The organism is Pseudomonas sp. TZ252 (assembly GCF_056110345.1).
On sequence record NZ_CM148566.1, the window covers coordinates 3,034,118 to 3,060,679 of the forward strand.

General features: G+C 67.0%; 27 protein-coding genes. 14 read left to right on the forward strand and 13 right to left on the reverse strand.

Annotation, left to right across the window (positions count from 1 at the left end; all coding sequences use genetic code 11):
- Positions 1-101 precede the first annotated feature (101 nt).
- The 5 genes from ACYAF3_RS13945 to ACYAF3_RS13965 all read left to right on the forward strand — a co-directional run bounded on the left by ACYAF3_RS13945 (position 102) and on the right by ACYAF3_RS13965 (position 4,419).
- Positions 102-860 (forward strand): 5-oxoprolinase subunit PxpA, encoded by a 759-nt coding sequence (locus ACYAF3_RS13945; RefSeq protein ID WP_003103315.1) that lies wholly within the window; start codon positions 102-104, stop codon positions 858-860.
- Between the two features lie 76 nt (positions 861-936).
- The gene (locus ACYAF3_RS13950; protein ID WP_016561527.1) at positions 937-1,185 is read left to right on the forward strand and encodes an acetyl-CoA carboxylase; all 249 of its coding nucleotides are present in this window, start codon (positions 937-939) and stop codon (positions 1,183-1,185) included.
- A 10-nt stretch (positions 1,186-1,195) separates the two neighbouring features.
- Positions 1,196-2,572, forward strand: coding sequence for an acetyl-CoA carboxylase biotin carboxylase subunit (locus tag ACYAF3_RS13955; RefSeq protein ID WP_003113254.1), 1,377 nt, complete (start codon positions 1,196-1,198; stop codon positions 2,570-2,572).
- Position 2,573: 1 nt separating this feature from the next.
- Positions 2,574-3,452: a 5-oxoprolinase subunit B family protein gene (locus ACYAF3_RS13960; protein ID WP_003103323.1), complete on the forward strand. Its 879-nt coding sequence runs from the start codon at positions 2,574-2,576 to the stop codon at positions 3,450-3,452.
- On the forward strand, positions 3,442-4,419 hold the full coding sequence (locus ACYAF3_RS13965) for a 5-oxoprolinase subunit C family protein (protein ID WP_003084819.1): 978 nt from the start codon (positions 3,442-3,444) through the stop codon (positions 4,417-4,419). The genes ACYAF3_RS13960 and ACYAF3_RS13965 overlap by 11 nt, the downstream gene beginning before the upstream one ends.
- 46 nt (positions 4,420-4,465) lie before the next feature.
- Here the strand turns inward: ACYAF3_RS13965 and ACYAF3_RS13970 are convergent, their stop codons facing one another.
- The 3 genes from ACYAF3_RS13970 to ACYAF3_RS13980 all read right to left on the reverse strand — a co-directional run bounded on the left by ACYAF3_RS13970 (position 4,466) and on the right by ACYAF3_RS13980 (position 7,269).
- A complete protein-coding gene (locus ACYAF3_RS13970; RefSeq protein WP_003113251.1) occupies positions 4,466-5,467 on the reverse strand; it encodes a fimbrial protein in 1,002 nt (333 codons plus the stop codon).
- A gap of 77 nt (positions 5,468-5,544) precedes the next feature.
- Entirely contained in the window at positions 5,545-6,552 is a 1,008-nt protein-coding gene (locus ACYAF3_RS13975; protein WP_003118851.1) for a fimbrial protein, read from the reverse strand.
- Positions 6,553-6,567: 15 nt separating this feature from the next.
- Positions 6,568-7,269: a fimbrial biogenesis chaperone gene (locus ACYAF3_RS13980; RefSeq protein WP_003118852.1), complete on the reverse strand. Its 702-nt coding sequence runs from the start codon at positions 7,267-7,269 to the stop codon at positions 6,568-6,570.
- A gap of 565 nt (positions 7,270-7,834) precedes the next feature.
- On the opposite strand from ACYAF3_RS13980, the gene bioB reads away from it, so the two are divergent.
- The 9 genes from bioB to ACYAF3_RS14025 all read left to right on the forward strand — a co-directional run bounded on the left by bioB (position 7,835) and on the right by ACYAF3_RS14025 (position 18,972).
- Positions 7,835-8,893 (forward strand): biotin synthase BioB, encoded by a 1,059-nt coding sequence (bioB, locus tag ACYAF3_RS13985; RefSeq protein ID WP_003103330.1) that lies wholly within the window; start codon positions 7,835-7,837, stop codon positions 8,891-8,893.
- A 105-nt stretch (positions 8,894-8,998) separates the two neighbouring features.
- Entirely contained in the window at positions 8,999-10,204 is a 1,206-nt protein-coding gene (gene bioF / locus ACYAF3_RS13990; protein WP_003084826.1) for an 8-amino-7-oxononanoate synthase, read from the forward strand.
- The gene (locus tag ACYAF3_RS13995; protein WP_003103332.1) at positions 10,197-10,919 is read left to right on the forward strand and encodes an alpha/beta fold hydrolase; all 723 of its coding nucleotides are present in this window, start codon (positions 10,197-10,199) and stop codon (positions 10,917-10,919) included. Before bioF ends, ACYAF3_RS13995 begins: the two co-directional genes overlap by 8 nt.
- Positions 10,912-11,736 (forward strand): malonyl-ACP O-methyltransferase BioC, encoded by an 825-nt coding sequence (bioC, locus tag ACYAF3_RS14000; RefSeq protein ID WP_003113247.1) that lies wholly within the window; start codon positions 10,912-10,914, stop codon positions 11,734-11,736. The genes ACYAF3_RS13995 and bioC overlap by 8 nt, the downstream gene beginning before the upstream one ends.
- A gap of 3 nt (positions 11,737-11,739) precedes the next feature.
- Positions 11,740-12,426 (forward strand): dethiobiotin synthase, encoded by a 687-nt coding sequence (gene bioD, locus ACYAF3_RS14005; protein ID WP_003103336.1) that lies wholly within the window; start codon positions 11,740-11,742, stop codon positions 12,424-12,426.
- Positions 12,427-12,534: 108 nt separating this feature from the next.
- Positions 12,535-12,765 carry a hypothetical protein gene (locus tag ACYAF3_RS14010; protein WP_003113246.1) on the forward strand — a complete coding sequence of 77 codons (231 nt, stop codon included), beginning with the start codon at positions 12,535-12,537 and terminating at the stop codon, positions 12,763-12,765.
- 339 nt (positions 12,766-13,104) lie between these two features.
- Complete coding sequence (locus tag ACYAF3_RS14015; protein ID WP_003084842.1) at positions 13,105-14,910, forward strand: phenylacyl-CoA dehydrogenase; 1,806 nt, start codon at positions 13,105-13,107, stop codon at positions 14,908-14,910.
- 212 nt (positions 14,911-15,122) lie between these two features.
- Positions 15,123-16,919: an acyl-CoA dehydrogenase C-terminal domain-containing protein gene (locus ACYAF3_RS14020; RefSeq protein ID WP_003103343.1), complete on the forward strand. Its 1,797-nt coding sequence runs from the start codon at positions 15,123-15,125 to the stop codon at positions 16,917-16,919.
- Positions 16,920-17,193: 274 nt separating this feature from the next.
- Positions 17,194-18,972, forward strand: coding sequence for an acyl-CoA dehydrogenase C-terminal domain-containing protein (locus ACYAF3_RS14025; protein WP_015502251.1), 1,779 nt, complete (start codon positions 17,194-17,196; stop codon positions 18,970-18,972).
- Positions 18,973-19,303: 331 nt separating this feature from the next.
- On the opposite strand, the gene nirN is transcribed toward ACYAF3_RS14025, so the two are convergent.
- The 10 genes from nirN to nirM are packed head-to-tail and all read right to left on the reverse strand — an operon-like array spanning position 19,304 to position 26,536.
- The gene (nirN, locus tag ACYAF3_RS14030; RefSeq protein ID WP_003121798.1) at positions 19,304-20,785 is read right to left on the reverse strand and encodes a dihydro-heme d1 dehydrogenase; all 1,482 of its coding nucleotides are present in this window, start codon (positions 20,783-20,785) and stop codon (positions 19,304-19,306) included.
- Complete coding sequence (cobA, locus tag ACYAF3_RS14035; RefSeq protein ID WP_003113243.1) at positions 20,776-21,615, reverse strand: uroporphyrinogen-III C-methyltransferase; 840 nt, start codon at positions 21,613-21,615, stop codon at positions 20,776-20,778. The genes nirN and cobA overlap by 10 nt, the downstream gene beginning before the upstream one ends.
- A 10-nt stretch (positions 21,616-21,625) precedes the next feature.
- Positions 21,626-22,789, reverse strand: a complete 1,164-nt coding sequence (gene nirJ, locus ACYAF3_RS14040; protein WP_003084852.1) for a heme d1 biosynthesis radical SAM protein NirJ — start codon at positions 22,787-22,789, stop codon at positions 21,626-21,628.
- Positions 22,783-23,298 (reverse strand): siroheme decarboxylase subunit beta, encoded by a 516-nt coding sequence (ahbB, locus tag ACYAF3_RS14045; RefSeq protein ID WP_023090273.1) that lies wholly within the window; start codon positions 23,296-23,298, stop codon positions 22,783-22,785. Before ahbB (ACYAF3_RS14045) ends, nirJ begins: the two co-directional genes overlap by 7 nt.
- Positions 23,273-23,716, reverse strand: coding sequence for an Lrp/AsnC family transcriptional regulator (locus ACYAF3_RS14050; RefSeq protein ID WP_003084860.1), 444 nt, complete (start codon positions 23,714-23,716; stop codon positions 23,273-23,275). The genes ahbB (ACYAF3_RS14045) and ACYAF3_RS14050 overlap by 26 nt, the downstream gene beginning before the upstream one ends.
- Positions 23,709-24,233 (reverse strand): siroheme decarboxylase subunit beta, encoded by a 525-nt coding sequence (ahbB, locus tag ACYAF3_RS14055; protein ID WP_003111534.1) that lies wholly within the window; start codon positions 24,231-24,233, stop codon positions 23,709-23,711. Before ahbB (ACYAF3_RS14055) ends, ACYAF3_RS14050 begins: the two co-directional genes overlap by 8 nt.
- Positions 24,230-24,682 carry an AsnC family transcriptional regulator gene (locus tag ACYAF3_RS14060; RefSeq protein WP_003084864.1) on the reverse strand — a complete coding sequence of 151 codons (453 nt, stop codon included), beginning with the start codon at positions 24,680-24,682 and terminating at the stop codon, positions 24,230-24,232. Before ACYAF3_RS14060 ends, ahbB (ACYAF3_RS14055) begins: the two co-directional genes overlap by 4 nt.
- Positions 24,683-24,690: 8 nt before the next feature.
- Positions 24,691-25,869: a heme d1 biosynthesis protein NirF gene (gene nirF, locus ACYAF3_RS14065; protein WP_003084866.1), complete on the reverse strand. Its 1,179-nt coding sequence runs from the start codon at positions 25,867-25,869 to the stop codon at positions 24,691-24,693.
- The gene (gene nirC / locus ACYAF3_RS14070; RefSeq protein ID WP_003084870.1) at positions 25,866-26,225 is read right to left on the reverse strand and encodes a cytochrome c55X; all 360 of its coding nucleotides are present in this window, start codon (positions 26,223-26,225) and stop codon (positions 25,866-25,868) included. The genes nirF and nirC overlap by 4 nt, the downstream gene beginning before the upstream one ends.
- The gene (gene nirM, locus ACYAF3_RS14075; RefSeq protein ID WP_003084872.1) at positions 26,222-26,536 is read right to left on the reverse strand and encodes a cytochrome C-551; all 315 of its coding nucleotides are present in this window, start codon (positions 26,534-26,536) and stop codon (positions 26,222-26,224) included. The genes nirC and nirM overlap by 4 nt, the downstream gene beginning before the upstream one ends.
- Between the last annotated feature and the right edge of the window lie 26 nt (positions 26,537-26,562).

Consider the following 26,562-nt stretch of genomic DNA (forward strand, 5'->3'; position numbering starts at 1 on the left):
TTTTTCAGAAACCAGTCTATCGAATAATAAATCTACCCAATACCTTTTCCGGCTTTTACCGTGGCTCCATCCAACAACAAGACAGATGAGGCCTGCGGGCAATGACTGAAGTCGACCTCAATTCCGACATGGGCGAAGGCTTCGGCCCATGGACCATCGGCGATGGCGTGGACGCGGCGATCATGCCGCTGATCAGCAGCGCCAACATCGCCACCGGTTTCCATGCCGGCGACCCGAGCAGCATGCGCCGCACCGTGGAGATGGCCGCCGAGCATGGCGTGGCCATCGGCGCCCATCCGGGCTTCCGCGACCTGGTCGGCTTCGGGCGTCGGCACATCGCCGCGCCGGCCATCGAGCTGGTCAACGACATGCTCTACCAGCTTGGCGCACTGCGCGAATTCGCCCGGCTGCAGGGCCTGTCGCTGCAACACGTCAAGCCCCACGGCGCGCTCTACATGCACCTGGCGCGGGACGAGGTCGCCGCGCGCCTGTTCGTCGAGACCCTGCAACGCCTGGAACCGGAACTGCTGCTCTATTGCATGCCCGGTTCGGCCACCTGGCGCATCGGCCGGGAACTGGGCCAGCCGCTGGTGCGCGAGTTCTACGCCGACCGCGACTACGACCGCAGCGGCTCCATCGTCTTCACCCGGCGGGTCGCCGCCCTCGATCCGCAGCAGGTCGCCGACAAGGTCCTGCGCGCCTGCCGCGAGGGCAAGGTGCGCACCGTCGAGGGCGAGGACCTCGACATCGCCTTCGACTCGGTGTGCATCCACAGCGATACCCCCGGTGCCCTGGAGCTGGTCGCCAGCACCCGTGCGCGCCTGGAGGGCGCCGGCATCCGCATCAAGGCGCCGCGTTGAGCGCCGCTCGCCTCGGCGAGCCTCGCGACAAGCTTTTCTGCCATTTCCTACAACGTTCGAATAATGAGGATTCGTCATGGCCGAACATAACGTGCAGTCCCCCTTGCCCGGCACCTTCTATCGCAAGGCCAGCCCCGACGCGCCGCCCTACGCGGAGGTCGGGCAGGCGGTCGAGGCCGGCAGCGTGATCGGGCTGATCGAGGTGATGAAGCAGTTTTCCGAAGTGCAGGCCGGGCAGGCCGGCATACTCCAGGCGTTCCACGTGGAAGATGGCGAGGCCATCGAGCCGGGCCAGGTGCTGGCGGTGATCGCCAGCGCTATCTGAGGAGGATGCCATGCACAAGCGACTGAACAAGCTGCTGGTGGCCAATCGCGGCGAGATCGCCGTGCGCATCATCCGCGCCGCGCAGGCACTGGGCATTCCCACGGTAGCGGTGTGCAGCGAGGCGGATCGCGATTCGCTGGCCGCGCGGCTGGCCGATGAGGTACGCCTGATCGGCCCTGCGCGGGCCGACCGGAGCTACCTGGATATCGAGGCGATTCTCATGGCGGCGCGGGAAACCGGTGCCGACTCGATCCATCCCGGCTACGGTTTCCTCTCCGAGAACCCCGCCTTCGCCGAAGCGGTGCAGGCGGCCGGCCTGGTCTTCGTCGGTCCGGAGGCGCAGACCATCCGCCGCATGGGCGACAAGGCCGAGGCGCGGCGTACCGCGATGGCCGCCGGGGTGCCGGTGGTGCCGGGCTCGCCCGGCGAGCTGGGCGACCTCGACGCGGCGCTGGCTTGCGCCGAAGAGGTCGGCTATCCGCTGCTGGTCAAGGCCTCCGCCGGCGGCGGCGGGCGTGGCATCCGTATCGCCCACGACGCCGACGAACTGCGTCGGGAATTCCCCATCGCCCAGCGCGAGGCGCAGGCCGCCTTCGGTTCGCCGGCGGTGTACCTGGAGCGCTTCATCCGCCAGGCACGGCACATCGAAGTGCAGATCCTCGGCGATGGCGAGCGCGCGGTGCATCTGTTCGAACGCGAATGCTCGCTGCAGCGGCGGCGCCAGAAGGTCTTCGAGGAGGCACCTTCGGCGGCGCTGGACGGCGCGCAGCGCCAGGCCCTCTGCGAGAGCGCGGTGCGCCTGGCGCAGAGTCTCGGCTATCGTGGCGCGGGCACCCTGGAATACCTGTTCGACGCGCACAGCGGCGAGTTCTTCTTCATCGAGATGAACACCCGTATCCAGGTCGAGCATCCGGTCAGCGAGATGGTCACCGGCATCGACCTGGTCCAGGCCATGCTGCGCATCGCCGCCGGCGAGGCGCTGCCCTGGCGCCAGGAGGACATTCGCCTGAACGGCGCGGCGCTGGAGATGCGGATCAACGCCGAAGACCCGGCGCGCAATTTCTTCCCCAGCCCCGGCACCGTGGAGCGCCTGGAATGGCCGCAGGGCGAGGGCGTGCGAGTGGACAGCCACCTGTATCCCGGCTACCGGGTGCCGCCGTACTACGATTCGTTGCTGGCCAAGCTGATCGTCCATGGTCGCGACCGCGACGAAGCGTTCGCCCGCGCGCGCCAGGCGCTGGAGCGCACCGTGCTGGCCGGCATGGCCACTACCCTGCCGCTGCACCGCTGGCTGCTCGCCGATGCGCGGGTACAGGCCGCGCAGTTCGATACCGCTACCCTGGAAACCTGGCTCGCCGAGCGGACCGCCGCCGCGCAGGAGGTTTGAGATGCATGCCAACATCCGCTACAGCTTCGGCGGAGACGAGCACCTGTTCGCCGAGGTCGCCGAGTCCATGTCGCTGGAAGCCTTCTTCCGCGGCATGGCGATCACCCGCGCCATCGAGACCCTGCAATTGCCCGGGGTGCTCGACGTATGCCTGGCCAACGCCTCGTTCCAGGTCCGCTTCGACCCCGACCGGCTGGCCCCGCAGGCGCTGCTGGAGACCGTACGCGGCCTGGAGGTCGAGGCGGTCGCCGCGCGCAGCATCGAGACGCGTATCGTCGAAGTGCCGGTGTTGTACAACGATCCCTGGACCCACGAGACCCTGATGCGCTTCCGCGACCGGCACCAGGACCCGGACTCCACCGACCTCGAGTACGCCGCGCGGATCAACGGCTACGCCGACGTGCAGGCGTTCATCCAGGCGCACAGCGGCACGCCGTGGTTCGTCTCGATGGTCGGTTTCGTCGCCGGCCTGCCGTTCATGTACCAGATGGTCGAGCGCGAACGGCAGTTGCAGGTGCCCAAGTACCTGCGTCCGCGCATCGACACGCCGAAGCTGACCCTCGGCCACGGCGGTTGCTTCGGCTGCATCTATTCGGTGCGCGGTGCCGGCGGCTATCAGATGTTCGGCGTGACTCCGGCGCCGATCTTCGATCCCCGCCAGGGCCTGCCCTATCTCGAGGAATCGATGGTGTTCTTCCGCGCTGGCGACATCGTCCAGTTCCGCCCCATCGAGCGGACCGAATACGAGCGCATGGCGGCCGAAGTCGAAGCGGGCACATTCGACCTGCGCATCCGCCCGGTGAGTTTCGATCTCGACGCGTTCCTCGCCGATCCGCGAGGCTGCACGCAACATCTGCAGGAGGTGCTGTATGTCGATTAAGGTGCTCAAGCCCGGCCTCGCCACCTCGGTGCAGGACGCCGGCCGCGAAGGCCACTATCACCTGGGCATCCCGCCGTCCGGCGCGCTCGACCAGTATGCCCTGCGCGCTGCCAACCTGCTGGTGGGCAACGCACCGACCGCCGCCGTGCTGGAGTGCGCGCTGCTGGGGCCGCAGCTGGAGTTCCAGCGCGACGCCCTGGTGGCCGTGTGCGGGGCGCGCATGACGCCTCGCCTGGAGGGCGCGGAGATGCCGCTGGATACTTCCTTCCGGGTTCGCGCCGGCCAGGTCCTGGGGTTCGATTTCATCCGTGCCGGCGCCCGTGGCTATCTCGCCATCGACGGCGGCATCGCGGTACCCGAGGTGCTGGGCAGTCGTTCGACCTACGGTCTGGGGGCGATCGGTGGCTTGCAGGGACGACGGCTGGCGGAGGGCGACCTGCTGCCCCTGGGGCCTGCCTCGCCCTCTGCCGTGGAGGGCTTGGCGCTGCCGCGTTCGCTGCAGGTGGAGGTCGGCGGCGAGGTGAGCTTGCGGGTGGTTCCCGGACTCTACGTCCATCGCCTGACCCCCGACGCGGTCGAGCGTTTCTTCGCCGAGACCTGGACCGTCGGCTCGGAGGCGGACCGCACCGGCTACCGCTTCAAGGGCGGCACGGCGCTCCGGTTCGAGCCGCGCGAACAGCCATTCGGCGCAGGCTCGGACCCGTCCAACATCGTCGACGCCTGCTATCCCATCGGCTCGATCCAGGTACCGGGCGGGCTCGAACCCATCGTCCTGCATCGCGATGCGGTGTCCGGTGGGGGATATGCCACGCTGGGCACGGTGATCAGCCCCGACCTGAACCGGCTGGCGCAGATGCAACCGAACCAGAAGGCGCGTTTCGTCGCCGTCAGCCTGGAGGAAGGTCTCGAGGCGCGTCGCCGTTACAACTGGCAAGTGCAACGACTCCAGCACTTCTTCCTGCGCTGAGTCGTCGATACCGGGCCGCTTCGGTCTGCGAAGCGGCCCCGGGCGGTCACTTGTAGTAGACCTCTATCGCGGCGGTGGCGTTGAAGGGGCCTGGCGTTGGAGTGCCCGTCATCCACCTCACCTGGGCGAGGAAGTTTCTTATGACCACCAATTGGTTCTGGCTATTGGGCACCAGTACGAACTCCTTGCCGATATCGATGATGCTGCGGTCTTCCTGCTTGAGAAGTCGGATTCCCACGGACTTGTTGTTGTTATCCAAAAGAGTGTCCGAACCCCACAGGGAGGTGCTGCCGGAGGGGAGGAACATCGCGTTCAGGCCATAGGCGCTGCTGCAGTTCTTATTGGCGGTGACGCTGAACGGAAGTTCCTTGAGGATCTGGTCCCGGCTGGCGAAATAGGCCTGCAGGCTTTGGAAGTCGACGGTTTTCGGAGAAAGGCTGATTGTGGACGCGCAGGCGACGTAGCGAAGGTTATTCAAGCCGTGGAGGGTCATGCGGAAGTTGTACCCCCCTATGTTATTGATAGCGCTCTCGCCATCGAACTGGAAAATCGGGTAGGCGTTTACCCCTGTGATAGGACCTTCCTTACCGGTACTGGGACCTGCCCGCTTGGAGAGAAAGAAGTTGAAGTTGACGGTCATCTTCTTCGCCCTGCCTTCGCAACCTCGTCCCGTCCAGCAACCATCGAAGTGCATGCCGATCTCCTTTCGGCACTTGTCGAGTGTCGAGCAGCGCAGGTCTTCGCCGTTCAGGTTGATGCCCACCTCCAGGTCCGAACCCAGCGCGCCCTGACCGGTTGGACTCAGGTAGAAATAGACCTGCTCTGGCCCCCAGTCGCGATCCTGGAAGCAAGTGATCGATATGGAGTAGTTCGGAGACCGCCAGAGTACGGTGTCCTTGGGGAGGACCGATGGAACAGCGATGCTCGTATCGATGTAGACATAATCTTCGGTTTGCTTGTTGTCCGATTTCCAGCACATCAAGGCGAAGCTTTTCTGCGACAGGACGAGCAGCATTGCGACAAGCATGTAACGGATGAAGGCATTCATGGGGTTCTTCTGCAGGTTGTTAATCGATTCTTGTTTTTGCAGAGCATGCCGCGCCTGTTGCAGGTGCGGCCTAGCGGTCACTTGTAATAGACCTCTATCGCGGCGGTGGCGTTGAACGGGCCTAGAATGGGTCTGCTCGTCATCCACCTCAGTTGGGCGAGAAAGTTCTTCGTCACCGTCGTCTGGGTTGGGGCGTAGGGAATGAACTCGAACTCCTTACCGATACTGATGACGCTGCGATCCTCATTGAGGAGCCTGATGCCCACTGTTGGATTGTCCTTGGCCAGCAACGTATCCGTGCTCGACAGGGTGGTATTGCTGGCGGGAATGAACATAGCGTTCAGGCCATAGGCGCTGTTGCAGCTCTTATTGGCGGTGATGCTGAAGGGAAGTTCTTTGATGACCAGATTCTGTGCGGCAAATTGCGATTGCAGTATCTGGAAGTTGAGGGTTTTTGGAGAAATGCTTAGCGTGGAGGTGCAGGCGACGTAGCGGAGGTTGTTCATGCCAAGGGCATACATACGTAGGTTCCGGCCCCCCAGGTTGTTGATGCCTCCCACTCCATCGAACTGGAACAGTGCGTAGGAGTTTACGCCCGTGATGGGACCTTCCTTGCCGGGAGTGGGGGCGGCGAGTTTGGAGAGGAAGATCTGGAAACGGACCTGCTTGGTCTGAGCCATGCCTTCGCATCCCCCCCGTCCTCCTGTCCAGCAACCATCGAAATGCATGCCTATCTTCTGCCGGCAGCCGGGGAGCGAGGAACAACGGAGGTCCTCGCCGTTCAGGTTGATGCCCACCTCCAGGTCCGAGCCCAATGCGCCCTGGCCGTCCGGACTGAGATAGAAATAGACGTCCTCAGGTCCGGTGTTTTCGCGCTCCTGGTAACACCTGACGGAGAAATCGTAGGTTGGAGAGCGCCAGAGCACGGTGTCCTTGGGCAGAGCCGAAGGCACGGCGATGCTCGTGTCGATGTTGACATAGTCGATCGTTGCCTTGTTGTCCGCTCTTTCGCAGGTCAGCGCATAACCTTTCTGCGCCAACGCAACCAGCATTCCCACAAGTAGTGTTCGGGTAATTGCATTCATGGTGTATTCCGGGCCTCATGGGTGTTTGGCGTTGGTCTCTACGCCTGATTTCAATGCGCCGTGATAAGGGTGGAGGTTCCCTCCGTCGCTGACGATCGCGTAACGCACTTTGTCGGGATGGCAGGCGGCGATGTCGAACTGGTGATTGGAGAAGGGCGCCAGCATCAGGTGTTCGATGGCTTCGCCGCAGCTCCGCTCCGATGCGTCGAGGAACTCCAACTGGCTGAAAGTGATGTGGTAGGGCGAAGGATTGTGTGCCTTCGGATTGCCGCTGGTGCCGAGCGTCCACGTCACGCCCTCGTTCGCCTGCTCGACGGTGGCTTCCAGGGGCGGCCGATAGAACAGCTTGAAGCGATGGCGTAGGGCGATCTGCAGGGTCTCGGGAGTACTGGGCGCGTGCGGCACGTCCAGCACGCTCAACAGCAGGTAGGTCTCGCGGTCGGTGGGCAGGCCCTGGCCCTGGTAGAGCACCTCCACCTTGGCCCGCTGGCCGGCGCCCAGGCGGAGCAGCGGCCTGGACACGGCGAAGGGCAGCGCCTGCCCCTTGCCGTCGGTACCCCAATCCAGGGAGATTTCCGCCAGGGCCGGCTCCTTGCCCTCGTTGACCAGCGTGATCGGCAGGCGCTTGCCTTTCATCACGAAACGGTTCTGGCCGTCGAACGAGAGATCGGCATGGGCGGACATGCACAGCCAGGCGAATATCGATGCAAGAACCATCCGAAGCCAACTTCGGACCTGGAAGAGGCGCTTTCCATTCATATTCCTGAATGTGCCCGAATGAAACCCGTATCGTGTTTTGGAAAGTGGTTGGTCGGAAGGGTCGAATATATTTTTCGTTATACTTCCGCTGCGCTTTGAATGGCTATATTTAGGGTGGTTGGTTGCGTTCATGGTTCAAGTCTGGATAACTTGTTTTCGTTGCGCACCGCTAGGGTGGCAAGAGATTCAATGTTTCTCCATGTTAGAAACCTGCCAGGGAATATATAAATAAGATATTTCCTATTTCTTGTAGGAAATATCCTAAGCATTACTTGTAGTTTTCCGAGGTAGTTGCGCCGTTTCTTCTAGGGAGCCGAATGCCACATAGAGGACGAGGCCGATTGGAGCAGTCGATGACTACTGGCTTCTACATGAATGATCAAATATTGATCAGATGTAGTCCTGTGTCCTGGGTTGGGTTGACAGCGTCATACAGCCACTTATGATGCCCTTGAGCCTGACCCCCGGCGTGCCGGGGCTCCCCGACAAAAGGCGCCATACAAGCGTCGAAGGAATCTTCCCCATGAGTGCAACCGCTTCCGTCGCCACCCGTCACGACTGGTCCCTCGCCGAAGTCCGTGCCCTGTTCGAGCAACCGTTCAACGACCTGCTGTTCCAGGCGCAGACGGTGCATCGCGCGCACTTCGACCCGAACCGCGTGCAGGTCTCGACGCTGCTGTCGATCAAGACCGGCGCCTGCCCCGAGGACTGCAAGTACTGCCCGCAGTCCGGCCACTACAACACCGGCCTGGACAAGGAGAAGCTGATGGAGGTGCAGAAGGTCCTCGAGGCGGCGGCCGAGGCCAAGGCCATCGGTTCGACCCGCTTCTGCATGGGCGCTGCCTGGAAGCACCCGTCGGCCAAGGACATGCCCTACGTCCTGGAGATGGTCAAGGGCGTGAAGAAGCTCGGCCTGGAGACCTGCATGACCCTCGGTCGCCTGACCCAGGAACAGACCCAGGCGCTGGCGGACGCCGGCCTCGACTACTACAACCACAACCTGGATACCTCGCCGGAGTTCTACGGCAACATCATCACCACCCGCACCTACAGCGAGCGCCTGCAGACCCTGGCCTACGTGCGCGAGGCGGGGATGAAGATCTGCTCCGGCGGCATCCTCGGCATGGGCGAGTCGGTGGACGACCGCGCCGGCCTGCTGATCCAACTGGCGAACCTGCCGGAGCACCCGGAGTCGGTGCCGATCAACATGCTGGTGAAGGTCAAGGGCACGCCCCTGGCGGAAGAGAAGGACGTCGATCCCTTCGACTTCATCCGCACCCTGGCGGTGGCCCGGATCATGATGCCGAAGTCCCACGTGCGCCTGTCCGCCGGCCGCGAGCAGATGAACGAGCAGATGCAGGCGCTGGCCTTCATGGCCGGGGCCAACTCGATCTTCTACGGCGAAAAGCTGCTGACCACGAAGAACCCGCAGGCCGAAAAGGACATGCAGTTGTTCGCCCGTCTCGGCATCAAGCCGGAAGAGCGCGAAGAGCACGCCGACGAAGTGCACCAGGCCGCCATCGAGCAGGCGTTGGTGGAACAACGCGAATCGAAGCTGTTCTATAACGCCGCTTCCGCCTGACCATACTGGAAGGGAGGGCGCCGCCGTCCCTTCGTTGCAGCCGCTGATGTCGGCCCTGCGTGGACGGGTGCGCCTGCGTCCGTCCAGCAACACGAGCGACCTGCCATGTCCTTCGATCTCGCTTCCCGCCTCGCCAGCCGGCGCGCGGAAGACCTCTACCGCCAGCGGCCGCTGCTGGAGTCGGCCCAGGGCCCGGACGTCGTGGTCGACGGCCAGCCGCTGCTGGCCTTCTGTTCCAACGACTACCTCGGCCTGGCCAACCATCCCGAGGTGATCGCCGCGCTGCGCGCCGGCGCCGAGCGCTGGGGCGTGGGCGGTGGCGCCTCGCACCTGGTGGTCGGCCACAGCGGCCCGCACCACGAACTGGAGCTGGCCCTCGCCGAATTCACCGGGCGGCCGCGCGCGCTGCTGTTCTCCACCGGCTACATGGCCAATCTCGGCGCGGTGACCGCGCTGGTCGGCAAGGGCGACACGGTGCTGGAGGACCGCCTCAACCACGCTTCGCTGCTGGATGCCGGATTGCTCTCCGGCGCGCGTTTCTCGCGCTACCTGCACAACGACCCGGCAAGCCTCGCCGCGCGCCTGGACAAGGCCGAGGGCAATACCCTGGTGGTCACCGACGGGGTCTTCAGCATGGACGGCAATCTCGCCGACCTGCCGGCCCTGGCCGCCGTCGCGCAGGCCCGCGGCGCCTGGCTGATGGTCGACGACGCGCATGGCTTCGGCCCGCTGGGCGCCAGCGGCGGCGGGATCGTCGAACACTTCGGCCTCGGCCAGGAGCAGGTGCCGGTGCTGATCGGCACCCTCGGCAAGGGTTTCGGTACCGCCGGCGCCTTCGTAGCGGGCAGCGAGGAACTGATCGAGACCCTGATCCAGTACGCCCGGCCCTACATCTACACCACCAGCCAGCCGCCAGCGGTGGCCTGCGCCACCCTGAAGAGCCTGGAGCTGCTGCGCCGCGAAAGCTGGCGGCGGCAACACCTGGCGGCGCTGATCGCCCGTTTCCGCCATGGCGCCGAGGCGCTTGGCCTGACCCTGATGGACAGCTTCACGCCGATCCAGCCGATCCTGGTCGGCGGCAGCCGCCAGGCCGTGGCCCTGGCCGGCATGCTTCGAGCCCGTGGCATCATGGTCGGCGCGATCCGCCCGCCAACCGTGCCGGCCAACAGCGCGCGGCTGCGCGTCACGCTGTCCGCCGCGCACAGCGAAGCGCAGGTCGACCGCTTGCTCGAAGCCCTCGGCGAAAGCTGGCGACAGCTGTCGTCTAGCCTTCTGGCAGAGATCGAAGCCGAGGAGGGAGACGATGCGTGACCACTTGATCCTGTTGCCGGGCTGGGGCCTGGGTAGCGCACCGCTGGAGCCGCTGCGCGACGCGCTGCACGAGCGCGAGCCGCACCTGAACGTGTTGATCGAGCCGCTGCCGTCGCTGGACGACGCCGCCGACTGGCTCGACGAACTCGACGATAACCTGCCGCGCGATAGCTGGCTGGCCGGCTGGTCGCTGGGAGGCATGCTCGCCGGCGAACTGGCGGCGCGCCGCGGCGACGATTGCCGGGGACTGCTGACCCTGGCCAGCAATCCGTGCTTCCGCGTGCGCGAGGACTGGCCGAACGCGATGCCGGCGGAAACCTTCGAGGACTTCTTCGAGGCTTTCCTGCTCGAACCGCACCTGACCCGCAAGCGTTTCACCCTGCTGGTCAGCCAGGGTGCGCGCGACCCTCGGACCCTGGCGCGGCAACTGCAGGTGGCGCTGCCGCAGCTGGAGCGCGAGGCGCTGGTCGCCGGCCTGCAGTTGCTCGGCCAACTGGATACCCGGGCCGCCCTGGAAAACTTCCGCGGGCCGCAATTGCACCTGTTCGCCGAAGCCGATGCGCTGGTGCCGCTGGCCGCCGCCGAGGCCCTGCTCGAGTGGCTGCCGGACGTCGAGGTCTCGACCCTGGCGGCCAGTCACGGCCTGCCGCTGGAATGCCCGGACGAGGTGGCCGGCGCAATCCTGAGATTCCTTCGCGAGGGTGACGATGCCTGACGATTCCTCGCCGCTGCTGGCGCCCCATGGCGTTGCCGCGCTGCCCGACAAGCGCCAGGTCGCCGCGTCGTTTTCCCGCGCGGCGGCCAGCTACGACGCGGTGGCCGAACTCCAGCGCGGCGTCGGTGAGAGCCTGCTGTCGGCATTGCCGGAAGGCTTCTCGCCGCGCCGCTGGGTCGATCTCGGCTGCGGCACCGGTTATTTCAGCCGGGCCCTGGAACGACGCTTCGGTGCGGCCGAGGGCCTGGCCGTGGATATCGCCGAAGGCATGCTGCGGCATGCCCGCGCGCGCGGCGGCGCCAGCCATTTCATTGGCGGCGACGCCGAGAGGCTGCCGTTGCGCGACGGCAGTTGCGACCTGCTGTTCTCCAGCCTGGCCATCCAGTGGTGCGCCGACCTCCCGGCGGTCCTGGCCGAGGCGCGGCGGGTCCTGCGGCCGGGCGGCGTGCTGGCGTTCAGCAGCCTGTGCGTCGGTACCCTGGGCGAGTTGCGCGACAGTTGGCGGGTGGTGGACGGCTTCGTCCACGTCAATCGCTTCCGCGCCTTCGCCGACTACCTGCAACACGCGGCCGGCAGCGGCCTGCTGCCGCTGACCCTGCGCCACGAGGACCGGCTCCTGCATTTCCCCGACCTGCGCAGCCTGACCCACGAACTCAAGGCGCTGGGCGCGCACAACCTCAACCCCGGGCGGCCCGACGGCCTGACCGGGCGCCAGCGCATCCGCGCGCTGGTCGCCGCCTACGAGCGTTTCCGCCAGCCCGAGGGGCTGCCCGCTACCTACCGCGTCGTCTTCGGCGTGCTGCGCAAGGATTCCTGAACCATGCCGGCGTTCTTCGTCACCGGTACCGACACCGAGATCGGCAAGACCACCATCGCCGCCGGCCTGCTCCACGCGGCCCGGAGTGCCGGCCTGAGCACCGCCGCGGCGAAGCCGGTGGCCTCCGGCTGCGAGCCCACGGCGCAAGGCCTGCGCAATGGCGACGCGTTGGTGTTGCTCGGCCAGTGCTCGCTGGCGCTGGCCTACGAGCAGGTCAACCCGCTGGCCTTCGCACCGGCCATCGCCCCGCACCTGGCGGCGCGCGAGGCTGGCGTCGAACTGAGTGCCGCACGCTTGCACGAGGCGGTGCGCGAGGTGCTGGCGCTACAGGCCGACTTCACCCTGGTGGAGGGCGCCGGCGGATGGCGCGTGCCGTTGCTGGGCCGCGAGAACCTGTCCGACCTGGCGCGCCTGCTGGCGCTGCCGGTGGTGCTGGTGGTCGGCGTGCGCCTGGGCTGTATCAACCATGCGCTGCTCAGCGCCGAGGCGATCCTGGGCGACGGCCTGGCGCTGGCCGGCTGGGTGGCCAACGTCGTCGACCCGGCTACCTCGCGCCTGGAAGAGAACCTGGCGACCCTCGCCGAACGCCTGCCGGCGCCCTGCCTGGGTCGGGTACCGCGCCTGGAGGAAGCAACTCCCGCGGCCGTGGCCGCACACCTCGACCTGCGGCCCCTGGGTATCGGGCTATAAACAGCGGGCCGTCCATAACCAACGGGCGGTACCCAGCGCCGGCCAAGTCTGCTTGAATAGAAGCCACTTGCTATCGCAGTGGCGCATGCGCGTCCCCAGGAGTAGAGGGTGGAAATTTCCGGCAACGCTTTCGTCAGTGGCCTCAACGCGGTGCAGTCGGGCAGCGCCCGCGTCGCCCAGGCCGGCAGCGAGATCGCCCGCAATACCGTGGAGGCCCGTTCGGCCCAGGCCGAGCAGATGGTCGAACTGACCCGCGGCAAGCTCGAGGCGCAGAGCGGCGCCCGGGTCATCGAGGTAGCCGACGAGACCCTCGGTACCCTGATCGATACCCACGCCTGACTTCCTGGCGGCCGGCAGCGGCCGCCCCGACCCTTCCTTTTCCGACTGTCACCCGGCGGCCCCTGAAGCCTGCCGGGCGCTTCGCCATGGGCTTTACTGAGAGAGACGAAAGTGCTTTGGAAGGACGTGGCTGCCAGTGATTTCGGGCATGACCGAGCGGTCGGTTCGGATGCTTGACAAGGGATTGGCGTAAACGTATGTTTCAAACGCCTGTTTGAGAGCCGGGACGCATGAGTGCGTCCGGCAAGGCGACCGGGAGCGATCCCGCACTGCGACCGCAGACTCTGGACATCCGTCCGGTCGCCGATTAACCAGAACCCTTCGTAGAGGTTGACTGCTATGCCTGATTACAAGGCCCCCTTGCGTGATATCCGTTTCGTTCGCGACGAGCTGCTGGGCTACGAAGCGCACTACCAGAGCCTGCCGGGCGCCGAAGACGCGACTCCCGACATGGTCAACGCCATCCTCGAGGAAGGTGCGAAGTTCTGCGAACAGGTGATCGCTCCGCTGAACCGCGTCGGCGACCTGGAAGGCTGCACCTGGAGCGCCGACGGCGTGAAGACCCCGACCGGCTTCAAGGAGGCCTACCAGCAGTTCGTCGAAGGCGGCTGGCCGAGCCTGGCCCATGACGTCGAGCACGGCGGCCAGGGTCTGCCGGAATCCCTCGGCCTGGCCATCAGCGAGATGGTCGGCCAGGCCAACTGGTCCTGGGGCATGTACCCGGGCCTGTCCCACGGCGCCATGAACACCCTGCATGCCCACGGCACCGCCGAGCAGCAGGCAACCTACCTGACCAAGCTGGTCTCCGGCGAGTGGACCGGCACCATGTGCCTGACCGAGCCACACTGCGGCACCGACCTGGGCATGCTGCGCACCAAGGCCGAGCCGCAGGCCGACGGTAGCTACAAGGTCACCGGCACCAAGATCTTCATCTCCGCCGGCGAGCACGACATGGCCGACAACATCGTCCATATCGTCCTGGCCCGCCTGCCCGACGCCCCGCAGGGCACCAAGGGCATCTCGCTGTTCATCGTGCCGAAGTTCCTGCCCAACGCCGAAGGCAACGCCGGCGAGCGCAACGCGGTTTCCTGCGGTTCCATCGAGCACAAGATGGGCATCCACGGCAACGCCACCTGCGTGATGAACTTCGACGCCGCCACCGGCTTCCTGATCGGCCCGCCGAACAAGGGCCTGAACTGCATGTTCACCTTCATGAACACCGCTCGCCTGGGTACCGCGCTGCAAGGCCTGGCCCATGCCGAAGTCGGTTTCCAGGGCGGCATCGCCTATGCTCGCGAGCGTCTGCAGATGCGCTCGCTGACCGGTCCGAAGGCGCCCGAGAAGCCCGCCGACCCGATCATCGTGCATCCTGACGTGCGCCGCATGCTGCTGACCATGAAGGCCTTCGCCGAAGGCAACCGCGCGATGCTGTATTTCGCCGCCAAGCAGGTCGACATCGTCCAGCGCAGCCAGGACGAAGAGCAGAAGAAAGCCGCCGACTCGATGCTGGCCTTCCTCACGCCGATCGCCAAGGCGTTCATGACCGAAGTCGGCTTCGAGTCCGCCAACCACGGCGTGCAGATCTTCGGCGGCCACGGTTTCATCGCCGAGCACGGCATGGAGCAGAACGTCCGCGACAGCCGCATCTCGATGCTGTACGAAGGCACTACCGGCGTTCAGGCCCTCGACCTGCTGGGTCGCAAGGTGCTGATGACCCAGGGCGAGGCGCTGAAGGGCTTCACCAAGATCGTGCACAAGTTCTGCCAGGCCAACGAAGCCAACGAAGCCGTCAAGGAATTCGTCGCTCCGCTGGCACAGCTGAACAAGGAGTGGGGCGACCTGACCATGAAGGTCGGCATGGCCGCCATGAAGGATCGCGAGGAAGTCGGCGCCGCTTCGGTGGACTACCTGATGTACTCCGGCTACGCCTGCCTGGCCTACTTCTGGGCCGACATGGCGCGCCTGGCCGCCGAGAAGCTGGCCGCCGGCACCGGCGAGGAAGCCTTCTACAAGGCCAAGCTGCAGACCGCGCGCTTCTACTTCCAGCGCATCCTGCCGCGTACCCGCGCCCACGTCGCCGCCATGCTGTCCGGCGCCAACAACCTGATGGAGATGGCCGAGGAAGATTTCGCCCTCGGTTACTGATGGCACGGGCCGCTGGCGGCCCGTTCCCCAGGTGAGAAAGAGCCCGCCCTTCGGCGGGCTTTTTCATGCCTGCGATCCGCTGCATCCTGGCCTTCCGACCTCGGGGTTATGGCGTTGCATTCAGCGTCCGCAGCGTGATTGTAGGCGCCCGCCCGGCGCAGTAGCTTCGAGGGATTCGCGCCTGTGGGGCGCCCCTGCCGAGGAGAACAGAGATGCCGGAATACAAGGCTCCGCTGCGCGACATGCGCTTCCTGATCGATGAGGTATTCGACTTCCATGGGCGCTACCAGGCGCTCGGCGCCAGCGACGCGACCCCGGACATGGTGGCGGCGATCCTCGATGAAGGGTCGAAATTCTGCGAACAGGTTCTGGCGCCGCTGAACCGCTCCGGCGACGAAGAGGGCTGCCACTTCGACAACGGCGTGGTGACCACGCCCAAGGGTTTCAAGGAAGCCTATGCACAGTACGTCGAGGGTGGCTGGAACGGTGTCGCCAGCGATCCCGCGTACGGCGGCCAGGGCCTGCCGCACTCGCTGGGTCTGCTGCTCAGCGAGATGATCGGCGCCAGCAATGTCTCCTGGGGCATGTACCCGGGCCTGACCCGCGGCGCCATGTCGGCGATCCACGCCCACGGCAGCCAGGCGCAGAAGGACCTCTACCTGGCGCGGATGACCGCCGGCACCTGGACCGGCACCATGTGCCTGACCGAGCCGCACTGCGGCACCGACCTGGGCATCATCAAGACCCGCGCGGTGCCGAACGCCGACGGCAGCCATGCGATCAGCGGGACGAAGATCTTCATCTCCGCCGGCGAGCACGACCTGAGCGAGAACATCGTCCACCTGGTGCTGGCCAAGCTTCCCGATGCGCCGGCCGGGACCAAGGGTATCTCGCTGTTCATCGTGCCGAAGTTCCTACCCGACGCCGAAGGTAACGTGGGTGCGCGCAATGCGGTCTCCTGTGGCTCCATCGAGCACAAGATGGGGATCAAGGCCTCGGCCACCTGTGTGATGAACTTCGACGGCGCCACCGGCTACCTGATCGGCGAGCCGAACAAGGGCCTGCACTGCATGTTCACCATGATGAACCACGCCCGTCTGGGCACCGGCATGCAGGGCCTGTGCCTTGGCGAGACCAGTTACCAGGGCGCCGTGCGCTACGCCCGGGAGCGCTTGCAGATGCGCTCGCTGACGGGGCCGAAGGCGCCGGACAAGCCGGCCGACCCGATCATCGTGCACCCCGACGTACGGCGCATGCTGCTGACCATGAAGGCGTTCAACGAAGGCAACCGCGCGCTGGCCTACTTCACCGCCCAGTTGCTCGACACCGAGCACCTGTCGCAGGACGCCGCCGAGCGCGAGCGGGCCGCCGACCTGCTGGCCTTCCTGACACCGATCTGCAAGGCCTTCATGACCGAGACCGGGCAGGAGGTGACCAACCTCGGCATGCAGGTCTACGGCGGCCACGGCTACATCCGCGAGTGGGGCATGGAGCAGTTGGTCCGCGATTGCCGCATCGCACAGATCTACGAAGGCACCAACGGCATCCAGGCCCTCGACCTGCTTGGCCGCAAGGTACTGGGCAGCCAGGGCAAGCTGTTGCGCGGTTTCACCAAACTGGTCCACCAGTTGTGCCAGGCCCAGGCCGAGCATCCGCAACTGAAGGGACAGGTCGCGCAACTGGCGGCGCTGAACGCGCAGTGGGGCGAACTGACCCAGCAGGTGGGCCTGGCGGCGATGAAGAATGCCGACGAAGTGGGCGCCGCCTCGGTGGACTACCTGATGTTCTCCGGCTACGTGACCCTGGCCTATTTCTGGTTGCGCATCGCCCTGGTGGCGCGCGAGAAGCTGGATGCCGGCAGCGGCGAGGCCGCGTTCTACGAAGCCAAGCTGGCCACCGCCGACTTCTACTTCAGTCGCCTGCTGCCGCGCACCGCGGCGCACGCCGCGGCGATCCAGGCCGGCGCGGCGGGCCTGATGAGCCTGTCGGCGGAGCAGTTTTCGCTCTAGCGGCTGCCGGGGCAGGGGCGCGGCGCTTCTTCCCCCCGGTTTCTCCCCCACCCGCCGGGCCCGTCGAACTCCCGGCGAACTCGCTCGAGCCCGCGAAAAGCGGGCTTTTTCATGCCTGTCGCATAGAAGACCGATATAGACTTAATGGTCACGACGTGACGCTACAAGTCCGAAATGTTGGTGGTGTAGACTCGGCCGCGGCACGCCTTTCGTGTCTCCATTTTGTTGCCGCTGGCCCCCGGCCGGCGATCGGTACGATCGAGGATTCCCCCACATGGCTGATTACAAAGCTCCGCTGCGCGACATGCGCTTCGTCCTCAATGAGGTGTTCGAGGTCTCCCGGCTCTGGGCGCAACTGCCGGCGCTGGCCGAAGTGGTCGACGCCGAGACCGCCGCGGCGATCCTCGAAGAGGCCGGCAAGGTCACCGCCGGTACCATCGCCCCGCTGAACCGTCCGGGTGACGAGGAAGGCTGCCAGTGGAACGCTGGCGCGGTGAGCACCCCGGCCGGCTTCCCCGAGGCCTACCGGACCTACGCCGAAGGCGGCTGGGTCGGCGTCGGCGGCGATCCGGCCTACGGCGGCATGGGGATGCCCAAGGTGATCTCGGCGCAGGTCGAGGAACTGGTCAACTCGGCCAACCTGTCGTTCGGCCTGTACCCGATGCTGACCGCCGGCGCCTGCCTGGCGCTCAATGCCCATGCCAGCGACGAACTGAAGGACAAGTACCTGCCGAACATGTACGCCGGCACCTGGGCCGGTTCCATGTGTCTGACCGAGCCGCATGCCGGCACCGACCTGGGCATCATCCGCACCAGGGCCGAGCCGCAGGCCGACGGTTCCTACAAGATCAGCGGGACCAAGATCTTCATCACCGGCGGCGAGCATGACCTGACCGAGAACATCATCCACCTGGTGCTGGCCAAGCTGCCCGACGCCCCGGCCGGGCCGAAGGGCATCTCGCTGTTCCTGGTGCCGAAGGTGCTGGTCAACGCCGACGGCTCGCTGGGCGAGAAGAACAGCCTGGGTTGCGGCTCCATCGAGCACAAGATGGGGATCAAGGCCTCGGCCACCTGCGTGATGAACTTCGACGGCGCCACCGGTTGGCTGGTGGGCGAGGTCAACAAGGGCCTGGCGGCGATGTTCACCATGATGAACTACGAGCGCCTTGGCGTCGGCATCCAGGGCCTGGCCACCGGCGAGCGCTCCTACCAGAGCGCCATCGAGTATGCCCGCGAGCGTATCCAGAGCCGCGCGCCGACCGGCCCGGTGGCCAAGGACAAGGCCGCCGACCCGATCATCGTGCACCCCGACGTGCGTCGCATGCTGCTCACCATGAAGGCGCTGAACGAAGGCGGCCGCGCCTTCTCCAGCTACGTCGCGATGCAGCTGGACACCGCCAAGTACAGCGAAGACGCGGTCACCCGCAAGCGCGCGGAAGAGCTGGTGGCGCTGCTGACCCCGGTGGCCAAGGCATTCCTCACCGACATGGGGCTGGAAACCACCATCCATGGCCAGCAGATCTTCGGTGGCCACGGCTTCATCCGCGAATGGGGCCAGGAGCAACTGGTGCGCGACTGTCGCATCACGCAGATCTACGAAGGCACCAATGGCATTCAGGCGCTCGACCTGGTGGGGCGCAAGGTGATCGGCAGCGGCGGCGCCTTCTCCCGTCACTTCACCGACGAGATCAAGGCCTTCGTCGCTTCCGCCGACGAGGCCCTGGGCGAGTTCAGCAAGCCGCTGGCGGCCGCCGTGGAGAACCTGGAAGAGCTGACCGCCTGGCTGCTCGACCGCGCCAAGGGCAATCCCAACGAGATCGGCGCGGCGTCGGTCGAATACCTGCATGTGTTCGGCTACACCGCCTATGCCTACATGTGGGCATTGATGGCGCGCACCGCGCTGGCCAAGCAGGGCGAGGACGACTTCTACGCCAGCAAGCTGGGTACCGCGCGCTTCTACTTCGCCCGCCTGCTGCCGCGCATCCATTCCCTGAGCGCCTCCGTGCGCGCCGGCAGCGAGTCGCTGTACCTGCTGGACGCCGAGCAGTTCTGAGGCCTGGCGCCTGAGACGGAAAGCCCCGCGATGCGGGGCTTTTTTCTGGGCGCCGGGGGCTCGGCGCGCGGGACGGGTGGGGGGGATATCCGCTTGCGGCTATCCGCCATTCCCAGGGTTTTCTCGGGGCCGTGATGGGACAGGGTGATCGGCGGATAACGCCGTTGGCGTTATGCGCCCTACGGCTCCTCGCGCAGGGTGGGCGGTAGGGCGAATAACCGCTTGCGGTTATCCGCCATTCCCGTGGTTTTTCTCGTGCCGTGAGGGGACAGGGTTGTCGCGGTCCGTCGCGGAGGATACGGGGATATCCGTTGATGGCGTCTCGACCGCCTCAGTGCGAGGTTCCCTCCGCATAGCCGATCTTGTTGCCGACGTTGTACTTGCCCGACGGCTTGTTCATCGGCAGTCGCTTCACTTCCTCCAGGCTGTGCGCGTCGTAGACCACCAGCGCGCCGTCGCGGTCCCAGACGCTGAGCAGGGCGTAGCGGCCGTCGCGGGTGAACTCGACGTGGCCGGCGACCTTGCCCGGGCTGGGGCGCAGGCGATGGGCGATTTCCAGGGTCTGCTTGTCGATCAGCAGGATCTCGTCGTGTTTCTTGCCAAGGAAGGTATCGGTCCAGGCGTAGGGCGAGTCGGCATGGCTGCGCATGAAGAAGCCGGGGCCGTCGGTGACGATTTCCTTCAACGGCTTCCAGTTTTGCAGGTCGATCACCGAGATCACCCCGCGGCTGATGTTCGGCGTAGCGAACACCCAGCGCCCGTCGCGCTTCCAGTAGATGCCCGAGCCGAGGTGCGGCATGCCCGACAGCGGGATCGAGGCGACCCGCGCGCCGCTGTCCAGCTCGATCACCTCGCCGCCCCTGGCCTGCCGCGAGCTGCCCAGCAGGTAGCGGTAGTCGGGGCTGAAGGAGAAGTCGTCGAGGTAGTCGGCCACCGCCAACCGTTTCGGCGCGACCGGCTTGCCGTTGGCATAGGGCAGCTCCCACAGCTCGTGGACGTCCTTCAGGGCGACCACGAAGCTGTGTCGCGGCGGTGCCGTGTATACCGCGCTGACCCGCGAGGCCTGGCCCTGGGCGTCGGCCGCCGGGATGACCTGCACCAGGGACAGGTCGCGGGCGTCCAGCAGCACCAGGTTGCCGGGCAGGTAGTTGCCCACCAGGACCCAGCGCCCGTCGTCGCTGACCGCCAGGTTGCGCGTGTTGAGGCCGGCGCGGACCTCGGCGACCACCTTCAGGTTGTACAGGTCGTAGAGGGTTACCCAGCCGTCGCGCGAGGCGAAGTACACCAGGCGCCCGTCCGGGGAGAACTTCGGACCTCCGTGCAGGGCGTAGCGCGAGGGGAAGCGGGCGATGGGCTCGAAGCGATCGCCGTCGAGGATGGTCACGTGGTGGTCGCCGGACTCCACCACCACGAACAGGTTCAGCGGGTCGGCCTCGAAGCGGGGCCTGGACGGCAGGGTGGCGAGGGGATGCGGCTGAACCTGGCTGGCCCGGATGTCCTCGGCGGTCCACTGCGGTTCGCGCGGCGGCGCCTGGTAGAGATAGGCGACCAGGGCGTCCGCCGCGGCGTCGTCCAATTGACCGGCAAAGCCGGCCATCTGGGTTGCCGGGCGACCGTGCAGGATCACCTCGCGGGCCTGCGCCGGCTTCAGCCGCGAAAGGCTTTCCGGGAGCAGGGTCGGGCCGCTGCCGCCGAGCCGTCCGGCGCCGTGGCAGGCCTGGCAGTGCTGGCGGTAGAGCGCTTCCCCCGGCGCTTCGCCGGCCTGTGCGAGGGCGCCGAGGAGCAGGCCGAGGGCGAGGCCGATCAGGCGCATGCGACGGCCTCGCGGCTGACCGGCGAGCCGGCGCCCAGGTATGACGGATGCGCCATCGCGCGCTCGGCGAAGAGCGCGACCACCTGGCCGACGACGATCAGCGTCGGCGGCTTCAACTGGTAGCGTCGCGCCAGCGCCGGCAGCTCGGCAAGGGCGCCGCGGGTCACCTGCTGGCCCGCCTGGGTGCCCTGGCTGACCAGCGCCGCCGGGGTGTCGCTGGCGAGGCCGTGCTCGACCAGGCGCGCGGCGATCTCGGCGAGGTTGCCCAGGCCCATGTAGAACACCAGGGTCTGCTTGCCACGCGCCAGGCCGGCCCAGTCGAGGTCGAGGCGGCCGTCGTTCTGCAGGTGGCCGGTGACGAAGGTGCAGGACTGGGCGAGGTCGCGGTGGGTCAGCGGGATGCCGGCGTAGGTACTGCAACCGGAGGCGGCGGTGACGCCGGGGACCACCTGGCAGTCGACGCCGGCTTCGAGCAGGCGCTCCAGCTCCTCGGCGCCGCGACCGAAGATGAACGGGTCGCCGCCTTTCAGGCGGACCACCCGGCGTTGCTGCCGGGCCAGGCGCACCAGCAGCTCGTTGATTTCTTCCTGCGGCAGGCTGTGGTGGCCGCAGCGCTTGCCGACGTAGATGCGCTGGCAGCTTTCCGGCAGAAGGGCGATCAGCTCGCGGGCGACCAGGCGGTCGTAGACCACCACCTCGGCCTGTTGCAGCAGGGCCCAGGCGCGCAGGGTGAGCAGGCCCGGATCGCCGGGGCCGGCGCCGACCAGGGCGACGCTGCCAGCAGGGAAATCGACATCGAGGAGGGACGGCGGAATCACGGTAGTGTTCATGAGGCTTTCCTTAGACGGCGTGCAGCGCGATGCGCTCGAGGCCGATTTCCTGATCGCTGAGGTAGCAGCCGGGGTCTTCGCCCCAGAGTTCTCCGCCGGCCCAGGCGCGGGTGCGGGTGTTGCCGTTGCAGATGTCCAGCCAGCGGCATTGGCTGCAGCGCCCGACCACCGGTCGCGGGCGCTGGCGCAGTTGCAGGAGCAGCGGGTCGGGGCGCTCGAACCAGAAGTCGGCGAAGCGCTGATGGCGGATGTTGCCGACGCTGTGGTGCCACCAGTAGCTGTCCGGATGCACCTCGCCGGTGTTGTCGATGTTGGCGATGCCCTCGCCCGAGGCGTTGCCGCCCCAGTCCAGCAGCAGCTCGCAGAGACGCGCCAGTTGCTGCGGGCGGCGGCGCTTGAGCCAGTCGAGGAGAAGGATCGCGTCGGCGTCGTTGTTGCCGGTGACGAAGTCGCTGTCGCGCCCCTGCCGGATGTCCTCGTCGGCCCGTTCGAAGAGCAGCGCGAGGGCCTCGCGGGTGCGCCGGTGGTGGGCGTCGAGGGCGCGGCTGCGGCGGCCGCGGCCACTGTAGTTGAGGTGCGAGAGGTAGAACTTCTGCACGTCGAGTTCGCGCATCAGGTCGAGCAGTGCCGGTAGTTGCGCGGCGTTCTCCTCGGTCAGGGTGGTGCGCATGCCGACGCGGATATCCGCCTCGCGGCACAGGCGCATGGCCGCCAGCGCGGCGTCGAAGCTGCCCTGCTTCTGGCGGAAGCGGTCGTGGGTCTCGCGCAGGCCGTCGAGGCTGATGCCGACGTAGTCGAAGCGGGCCTCGGCGACGCGCTGGATGTTGCCTTCGTCGATCAGCGTACCGTTGCTCGACAGCGCCACGAACATCCCGGCCTGGCGCGCATGGGCGGCGATCTCGAAGAGGTCCGGGTGCATCAGCGGCTCGCCGCCGGAGAGGATCAGCACGCGCACTCCGGCGGCGCGCAGGTCGTCGATGCCGCGAAGGATTTCCGCGGTCTCCAGCTCGCCACGGAAGTCGCTGTCGGCGGAGGTGGAGTAACAGTGCTTGCAGGTCAGGTTGCAGCGCCGCAGCAGGTTCCAGATCACCACCGGGGCGCGCCTGCCGCCGGCGCGGCGCGGCGCCGGCGCGTCCTCGGCGAGGCTGCGCAGGTAATGGCTGATCCTCAGCATGGACGTTCCTCCTTCTGCGCCAGGCGCAGGCCGGTCTTCTTCAGGATGCGGCTGCTCACCAGCATCTCGTCGGCGCGACAGTCCTCGCCGAGCAGCAGGCGGATCTGCTGGCGGTAGCCTTCGATCTCCGCTTCGCTGCGGCCGTGGACCATGGCGAACAGGTTGTAGCGCCACTGCGGCAGATGGCGCGGGCGCCGGTAGCAATGGCTGACGAAGGACTGCCCGCCGACCAGCCGGCCGAGGCGTTCGATGCGTTCGTCGGCGACGTCCCAGACGGTCATGCCGTTGTGCCGGTAGCCAAGGCGATAGTGGTTGGGCACCGCGGCGATGCGCCGGATCACCCCGGCGTCGCGCAGGCGCTTCAGCAGCGCCAGGGTCTCCGCTTCGCTCAGCCGCAGTTGCGCGGCGATCCACGCCCAAGGGTCGGCGACCAGCGGCAGGCCGGCCTGGGTCAGCTCGATCAGGCGGCGGGCGAGCAGGGCGTCAGAGGGGGAAATGCAGGCCGACATGGTAGGTCGCCTCCTTGGGCAGGTCGAGTACCGCCAGCCCGCTCTCGCGCTCCAGCCGTGCGAGGGTCTCGGCGACCTCCGCCGGGCTGTCGCAGGCGACCACCAGCCACATGTTCAGGGCGTGCTCGCGACGGTAGTTGTGGGCGACCTGCGGCCAGCCGGCGAGCAGCGCGGCGATCTCTTCGAAACGCGCCTCCGGCACGCTCATGGCGGCCAGGGTGAAGGCACCGCCGAGGGGCTCGATATCGAACAGCGGACCGAAGCGGGTCAGGGTGCCGTCGTCGAGCAGGTCGTCCAGGCGGCGCAGGATGTCTTCCTCGCGGCAATCCAGCTCGGCGGCGAGCAGCGCGTAGGGATGCGGCTCCAGCGGCAGGCCGTGTTGCAGGCGGTTCAGCAGGCGCCGGTCGAACTCATCCATGGCGGCGCTCCAGGTCGGCCGGCGGCGCGGTGTAGCGGCCGCCGCACTGCTTGTAGGCGCGCAGGCTGAACAGCCAGCGGTGCGGTGTCTGGCGCAGGGCGTGGCGCTCCAGCAGGGCCTCGATCTGGCGTTCCACTTCGCCGCGCTCGCGGCCGTGGATCATGCAAAACAGGTTGTATGGCCACATCGGCAGGCGACGCGGGCGGCGGTAACAGAGCGAGACGATCGTTTCGTGGGCGAGGGCGCGGCCGACGGCGTCGACCTCCGCGTCGGCGACGTCCAGCACCAGCATGGCGTTGGCGGTATAGCCCAGGGCGCGGTGGTGGAGGATCACTCCGAAGCGGCGGAACAGGCCGTCTTCGTCCCAGCGGCGGACCTGTTCCAGCACTTCGTCTTCGCCGGCGCCGATGCGTTCGGCGAGCACCCGGTAGGGCCGGCTGGCCAGCGGCAGGCCCTGTTCCAGCAGGTAGCGCAGGTGTTGCCGCTGCGGCGCGGCGAGGGGTTCGACGGGGTTCATCGGCTGGCCTCCAGGGGAAACGCGAGGTCGATGCAGTAGGCTTCCTGCATCGGCAGGTCGAGGGGTTGCAGGCCGGTGTCGGCGGCGATCTCCGCCAGTACCCGGTCGAGTTGCGCGCGGTCGCCGGCGGTGAGCACGAACCACAGGTTGTAGCGGTGTTCGCGCTGGTAGTTGTGGTTGACCTCGGCGTACTGGCTGATGCGCTCGGCGACCCGTTGCAGACGCTCCTCGGGCACCGCCAGGGCAGCCAGGGTGCTGGCCCCGGCGCGTTGGTGGCGGAGCACCGGGCCGACCCGCGACAACGCGCCGTCGGCTTCCAGGCGACGCAGCCGTTCGAGCACCTCGGCTTCGCTGCAACCCAGGGTCTCGGCCATCCGCCGATAGGGTTCCGCGCAGATCGGCAGGCCTTTCTGGTAGCGGGCGAGGAGGCGGCGGGAGAGGTCGTCCATGGTGCCTCCTAGAGTCCGATGTGCTGGGCGCGGTGGCTGAAGAAGATGCCGCTCGGGCTGCGGGCCGGAAGGCTGCCGATGCGCTTCAGGCGGTACGGGTCCCAGACCTGCAACTGGTCGGCGTCGCGCACCGAGATCCAGACCTGGTCGCCGCGCCCGCTGAATTCCATGTGCAGTACGCCGGGGCCAGGGCGCAGGGTTTCGATCACTTCGTGGGTCTCGCTGTCGATGACCTGCACCTTGTCGTTGTCCGGGTAGGCGAAGTTGACCCAGATCTGCCGGTCGTCCGGTCGAGTCATGACGAACACCGGCTGGCCGGCGACGTCGATGGCGTCGGTCTGCTTCCAGTCGCGCGCGTCGAGCACCAGCACCTGGTGATGGCCGACCGCCGGGACGAAGGCCTGGTCGCTGGCGATGGTCCAGCCCTCCAGGTGCGGCATCTTGTACACCGGCAGCTTGCGTTGGCCGCGGCCGTAGTCGCCGAGTACGCGCCTGACGCCGCGCTCCGGGTGCCAGAGGTCGAGCTGGGCCATGCCGTCCTCGCCGAACAGCCCGGCCATGTAGTAGCGCCCGTCGGGGCTGATGAGGGCGTCGTAGGGTTGCTTGCCGATATCGCGGAAGCGGGTCAGGTGCGGCGTGTCGCCCTGGCTGAAGTCGGCGATCCAGATCTCGCCGCTGTCGAACAGGCTGAACACGAAGCGCTGCCCGGGCGCGTCGACCAGGCCGACCACCCGGGAGTTCCTGTCCTGGCCGGGGAGGCGGGTGGCGGGAATCTCGGCGACCAGCTCCAGGGTGCGGCTGTCGAACACCTTGACCCCGCCCGGCTCGTAGTTGGATACCGCGACCAGCCGACCGTCCTGGCTGATCGCTCCGCCGATGCTGTTGCCGCCCTGGATCAGGCGCTTGTCGATGCGCTGGGCCAGCAGGTCGAGCTTGGTCAGGCCGCCGTCGCGACCGAATACGTAGGCGTAGCGCTGGTCGCGGGAGAACACCAGGGAGGCGTGGGACAGGTCGCCGAGGCCTTCGACCCGCGCCAGCGAGGTCTTCGCCGTGCCGTCGAGGATCTGCACGCTGCCGTCGGCGCGTTCGATCAGCACGCCGAGGTCGCCGCTGCCGCGCAAGGGCGGCTGCTGGCTACAGCCGGCGAGCAGGGCGAGGAAAAGCGGCGCGAGGGGACGCAGGTTCATGGGGCGATCTCTCCTTCGATCAGGCGGTCCACCAGCCAGCCGGCGTCGTCTTCGCTGAGCAGGCCGGCCCAGGGGGGCATCGGGGTTTGCGGACGGCCCATGAGCACGGTGGCGACCAGCGATTCGCGCGGCTTGCCGCGCAGGGCCTCGGGGGTCAGCGCCGGGCCGAGGCCGCCGGTCAGGCGCAGGCCGTGGCAGGAGCCGCAGTCCTGCAACAGCAGGTGACGCAACTGGGCCTGGCGACGGGCATCGGGATGCTCGTCGGCCAGGCCCGGAAGAGGACAGGCGAACGTCAGCGCGAGGGCCAGCCACAAGGCGTGGCTGGCGGCGCGCCGGAAGTCCGGAGGGGCGTTCATTTCTGCGACAGGACCCACTTCGCTAGGGTCTGCGCCTCGTCGTCGCTGACCGCGTTCGGCGGCATCGGGATCGGGCCCCAGACGCCCTGGCTGCCGTTCTTGATCCGCTGCGCGAGTTCCGCTTCGGCGCCGGCCTGGCCGGCGAACTTGGCGGCGACGTCCTTGTAGGCCGGGCCGACCATCTTGGTGTCGATGGCATGGCAGGCCACGCAGCCCTTGTTCTTGAACAGCACTTCGGGGTCTTCGGCCCAGGCGCCCTGGGCGAGCAGGGTGCCGGTGGCGAGCAGCGAAAGCAGTGCGTACGGTTTCATCACGGTTCCTCGTAGGGGGGAGCGTG

What these genes read in the sequence shown, in the direction of transcription:
- ACYAF3_RS14025 (WP_015502251.1), top strand. Translation starts at nt 17,194, where the DNA reads ATGGCTGATTACAAAGCTCCGCTGCGCGACATGCGCTTCGTCCTCAAT.
- ACYAF3_RS13945 (WP_003103315.1), top strand. Translation starts at nt 102, where the DNA reads ATGACTGAAGTCGACCTCAATTCCGACATGGGCGAAGGCTTCGGCCCA.
- ACYAF3_RS13965 (WP_003084819.1), top strand. Translation starts at nt 3,442, where the DNA reads ATGTCGATTAAGGTGCTCAAGCCCGGCCTCGCCACCTCGGTGCAGGAC.
- cobA (WP_003113243.1), bottom strand. Translation starts at nt 21,615, where the DNA reads ATGAACACTACCGTGATTCCGCCGTCCCTCCTCGATGTCGATTTCCCT.
- ahbB (WP_023090273.1), bottom strand. Translation starts at nt 23,298, where the DNA reads ATGTCGGCCTGCATTTCCCCCTCTGACGCCCTGCTCGCCCGCCGCCTG.
- nirC (WP_003084870.1), bottom strand. Translation starts at nt 26,225, where the DNA reads ATGAACGCCCCTCCGGACTTCCGGCGCGCCGCCAGCCACGCCTTGTGG.
- ACYAF3_RS13995 (WP_003103332.1), top strand. Translation starts at nt 10,197, where the DNA reads ATGCGTGACCACTTGATCCTGTTGCCGGGCTGGGGCCTGGGTAGCGCA.
- ACYAF3_RS13980 (WP_003118852.1), bottom strand. Translation starts at nt 7,269, where the DNA reads ATGGTTCTTGCATCGATATTCGCCTGGCTGTGCATGTCCGCCCATGCC.
- ACYAF3_RS13955 (WP_003113254.1), top strand. Translation starts at nt 1,196, where the DNA reads ATGCACAAGCGACTGAACAAGCTGCTGGTGGCCAATCGCGGCGAGATC.
- bioC (WP_003113247.1), top strand. Translation starts at nt 10,912, where the DNA reads ATGCCTGACGATTCCTCGCCGCTGCTGGCGCCCCATGGCGTTGCCGCG.
- ACYAF3_RS13960 (WP_003103323.1), top strand. Translation starts at nt 2,574, where the DNA reads ATGCATGCCAACATCCGCTACAGCTTCGGCGGAGACGAGCACCTGTTC.
- bioF (WP_003084826.1), top strand. Translation starts at nt 8,999, where the DNA reads ATGTCCTTCGATCTCGCTTCCCGCCTCGCCAGCCGGCGCGCGGAAGAC.
- ACYAF3_RS13970 (WP_003113251.1), bottom strand. Translation starts at nt 5,467, where the DNA reads ATGAATGCCTTCATCCGTTACATGCTTGTCGCAATGCTGCTCGTCCTG.
- ACYAF3_RS14015 (WP_003084842.1), top strand. Translation starts at nt 13,105, where the DNA reads ATGCCTGATTACAAGGCCCCCTTGCGTGATATCCGTTTCGTTCGCGAC.
- ACYAF3_RS13975 (WP_003118851.1), bottom strand. Translation starts at nt 6,552, where the DNA reads ATGAATGCAATTACCCGAACACTACTTGTGGGAATGCTGGTTGCGTTG.
- ACYAF3_RS14020 (WP_003103343.1), top strand. Translation starts at nt 15,123, where the DNA reads ATGCCGGAATACAAGGCTCCGCTGCGCGACATGCGCTTCCTGATCGAT.
- nirF (WP_003084866.1), bottom strand. Translation starts at nt 25,869, where the DNA reads ATGAACCTGCGTCCCCTCGCGCCGCTTTTCCTCGCCCTGCTCGCCGGC.
- nirM (WP_003084872.1), bottom strand. Translation starts at nt 26,536, where the DNA reads ATGAAACCGTACGCACTGCTTTCGCTGCTCGCCACCGGCACCCTGCTC.
- ACYAF3_RS14050 (WP_003084860.1), bottom strand. Translation starts at nt 23,716, where the DNA reads ATGGATGAGTTCGACCGGCGCCTGCTGAACCGCCTGCAACACGGCCTG.
- ACYAF3_RS13950 (WP_016561527.1), top strand. Translation starts at nt 937, where the DNA reads ATGGCCGAACATAACGTGCAGTCCCCCTTGCCCGGCACCTTCTATCGC.
- nirN (WP_003121798.1), bottom strand. Translation starts at nt 20,785, where the DNA reads ATGCGCCTGATCGGCCTCGCCCTCGGCCTGCTCCTCGGCGCCCTCGCA.
- bioB (WP_003103330.1), top strand. Translation starts at nt 7,835, where the DNA reads ATGAGTGCAACCGCTTCCGTCGCCACCCGTCACGACTGGTCCCTCGCC.
- ACYAF3_RS14060 (WP_003084864.1), bottom strand. Translation starts at nt 24,682, where the DNA reads ATGGACGACCTCTCCCGCCGCCTCCTCGCCCGCTACCAGAAAGGCCTG.
- ahbB (WP_003111534.1), bottom strand. Translation starts at nt 24,233, where the DNA reads ATGAACCCCGTCGAACCCCTCGCCGCGCCGCAGCGGCAACACCTGCGC.
- nirJ (WP_003084852.1), bottom strand. Translation starts at nt 22,789, where the DNA reads ATGCTGAGGATCAGCCATTACCTGCGCAGCCTCGCCGAGGACGCGCCG.
- bioD (WP_003103336.1), top strand. Translation starts at nt 11,740, where the DNA reads ATGCCGGCGTTCTTCGTCACCGGTACCGACACCGAGATCGGCAAGACC.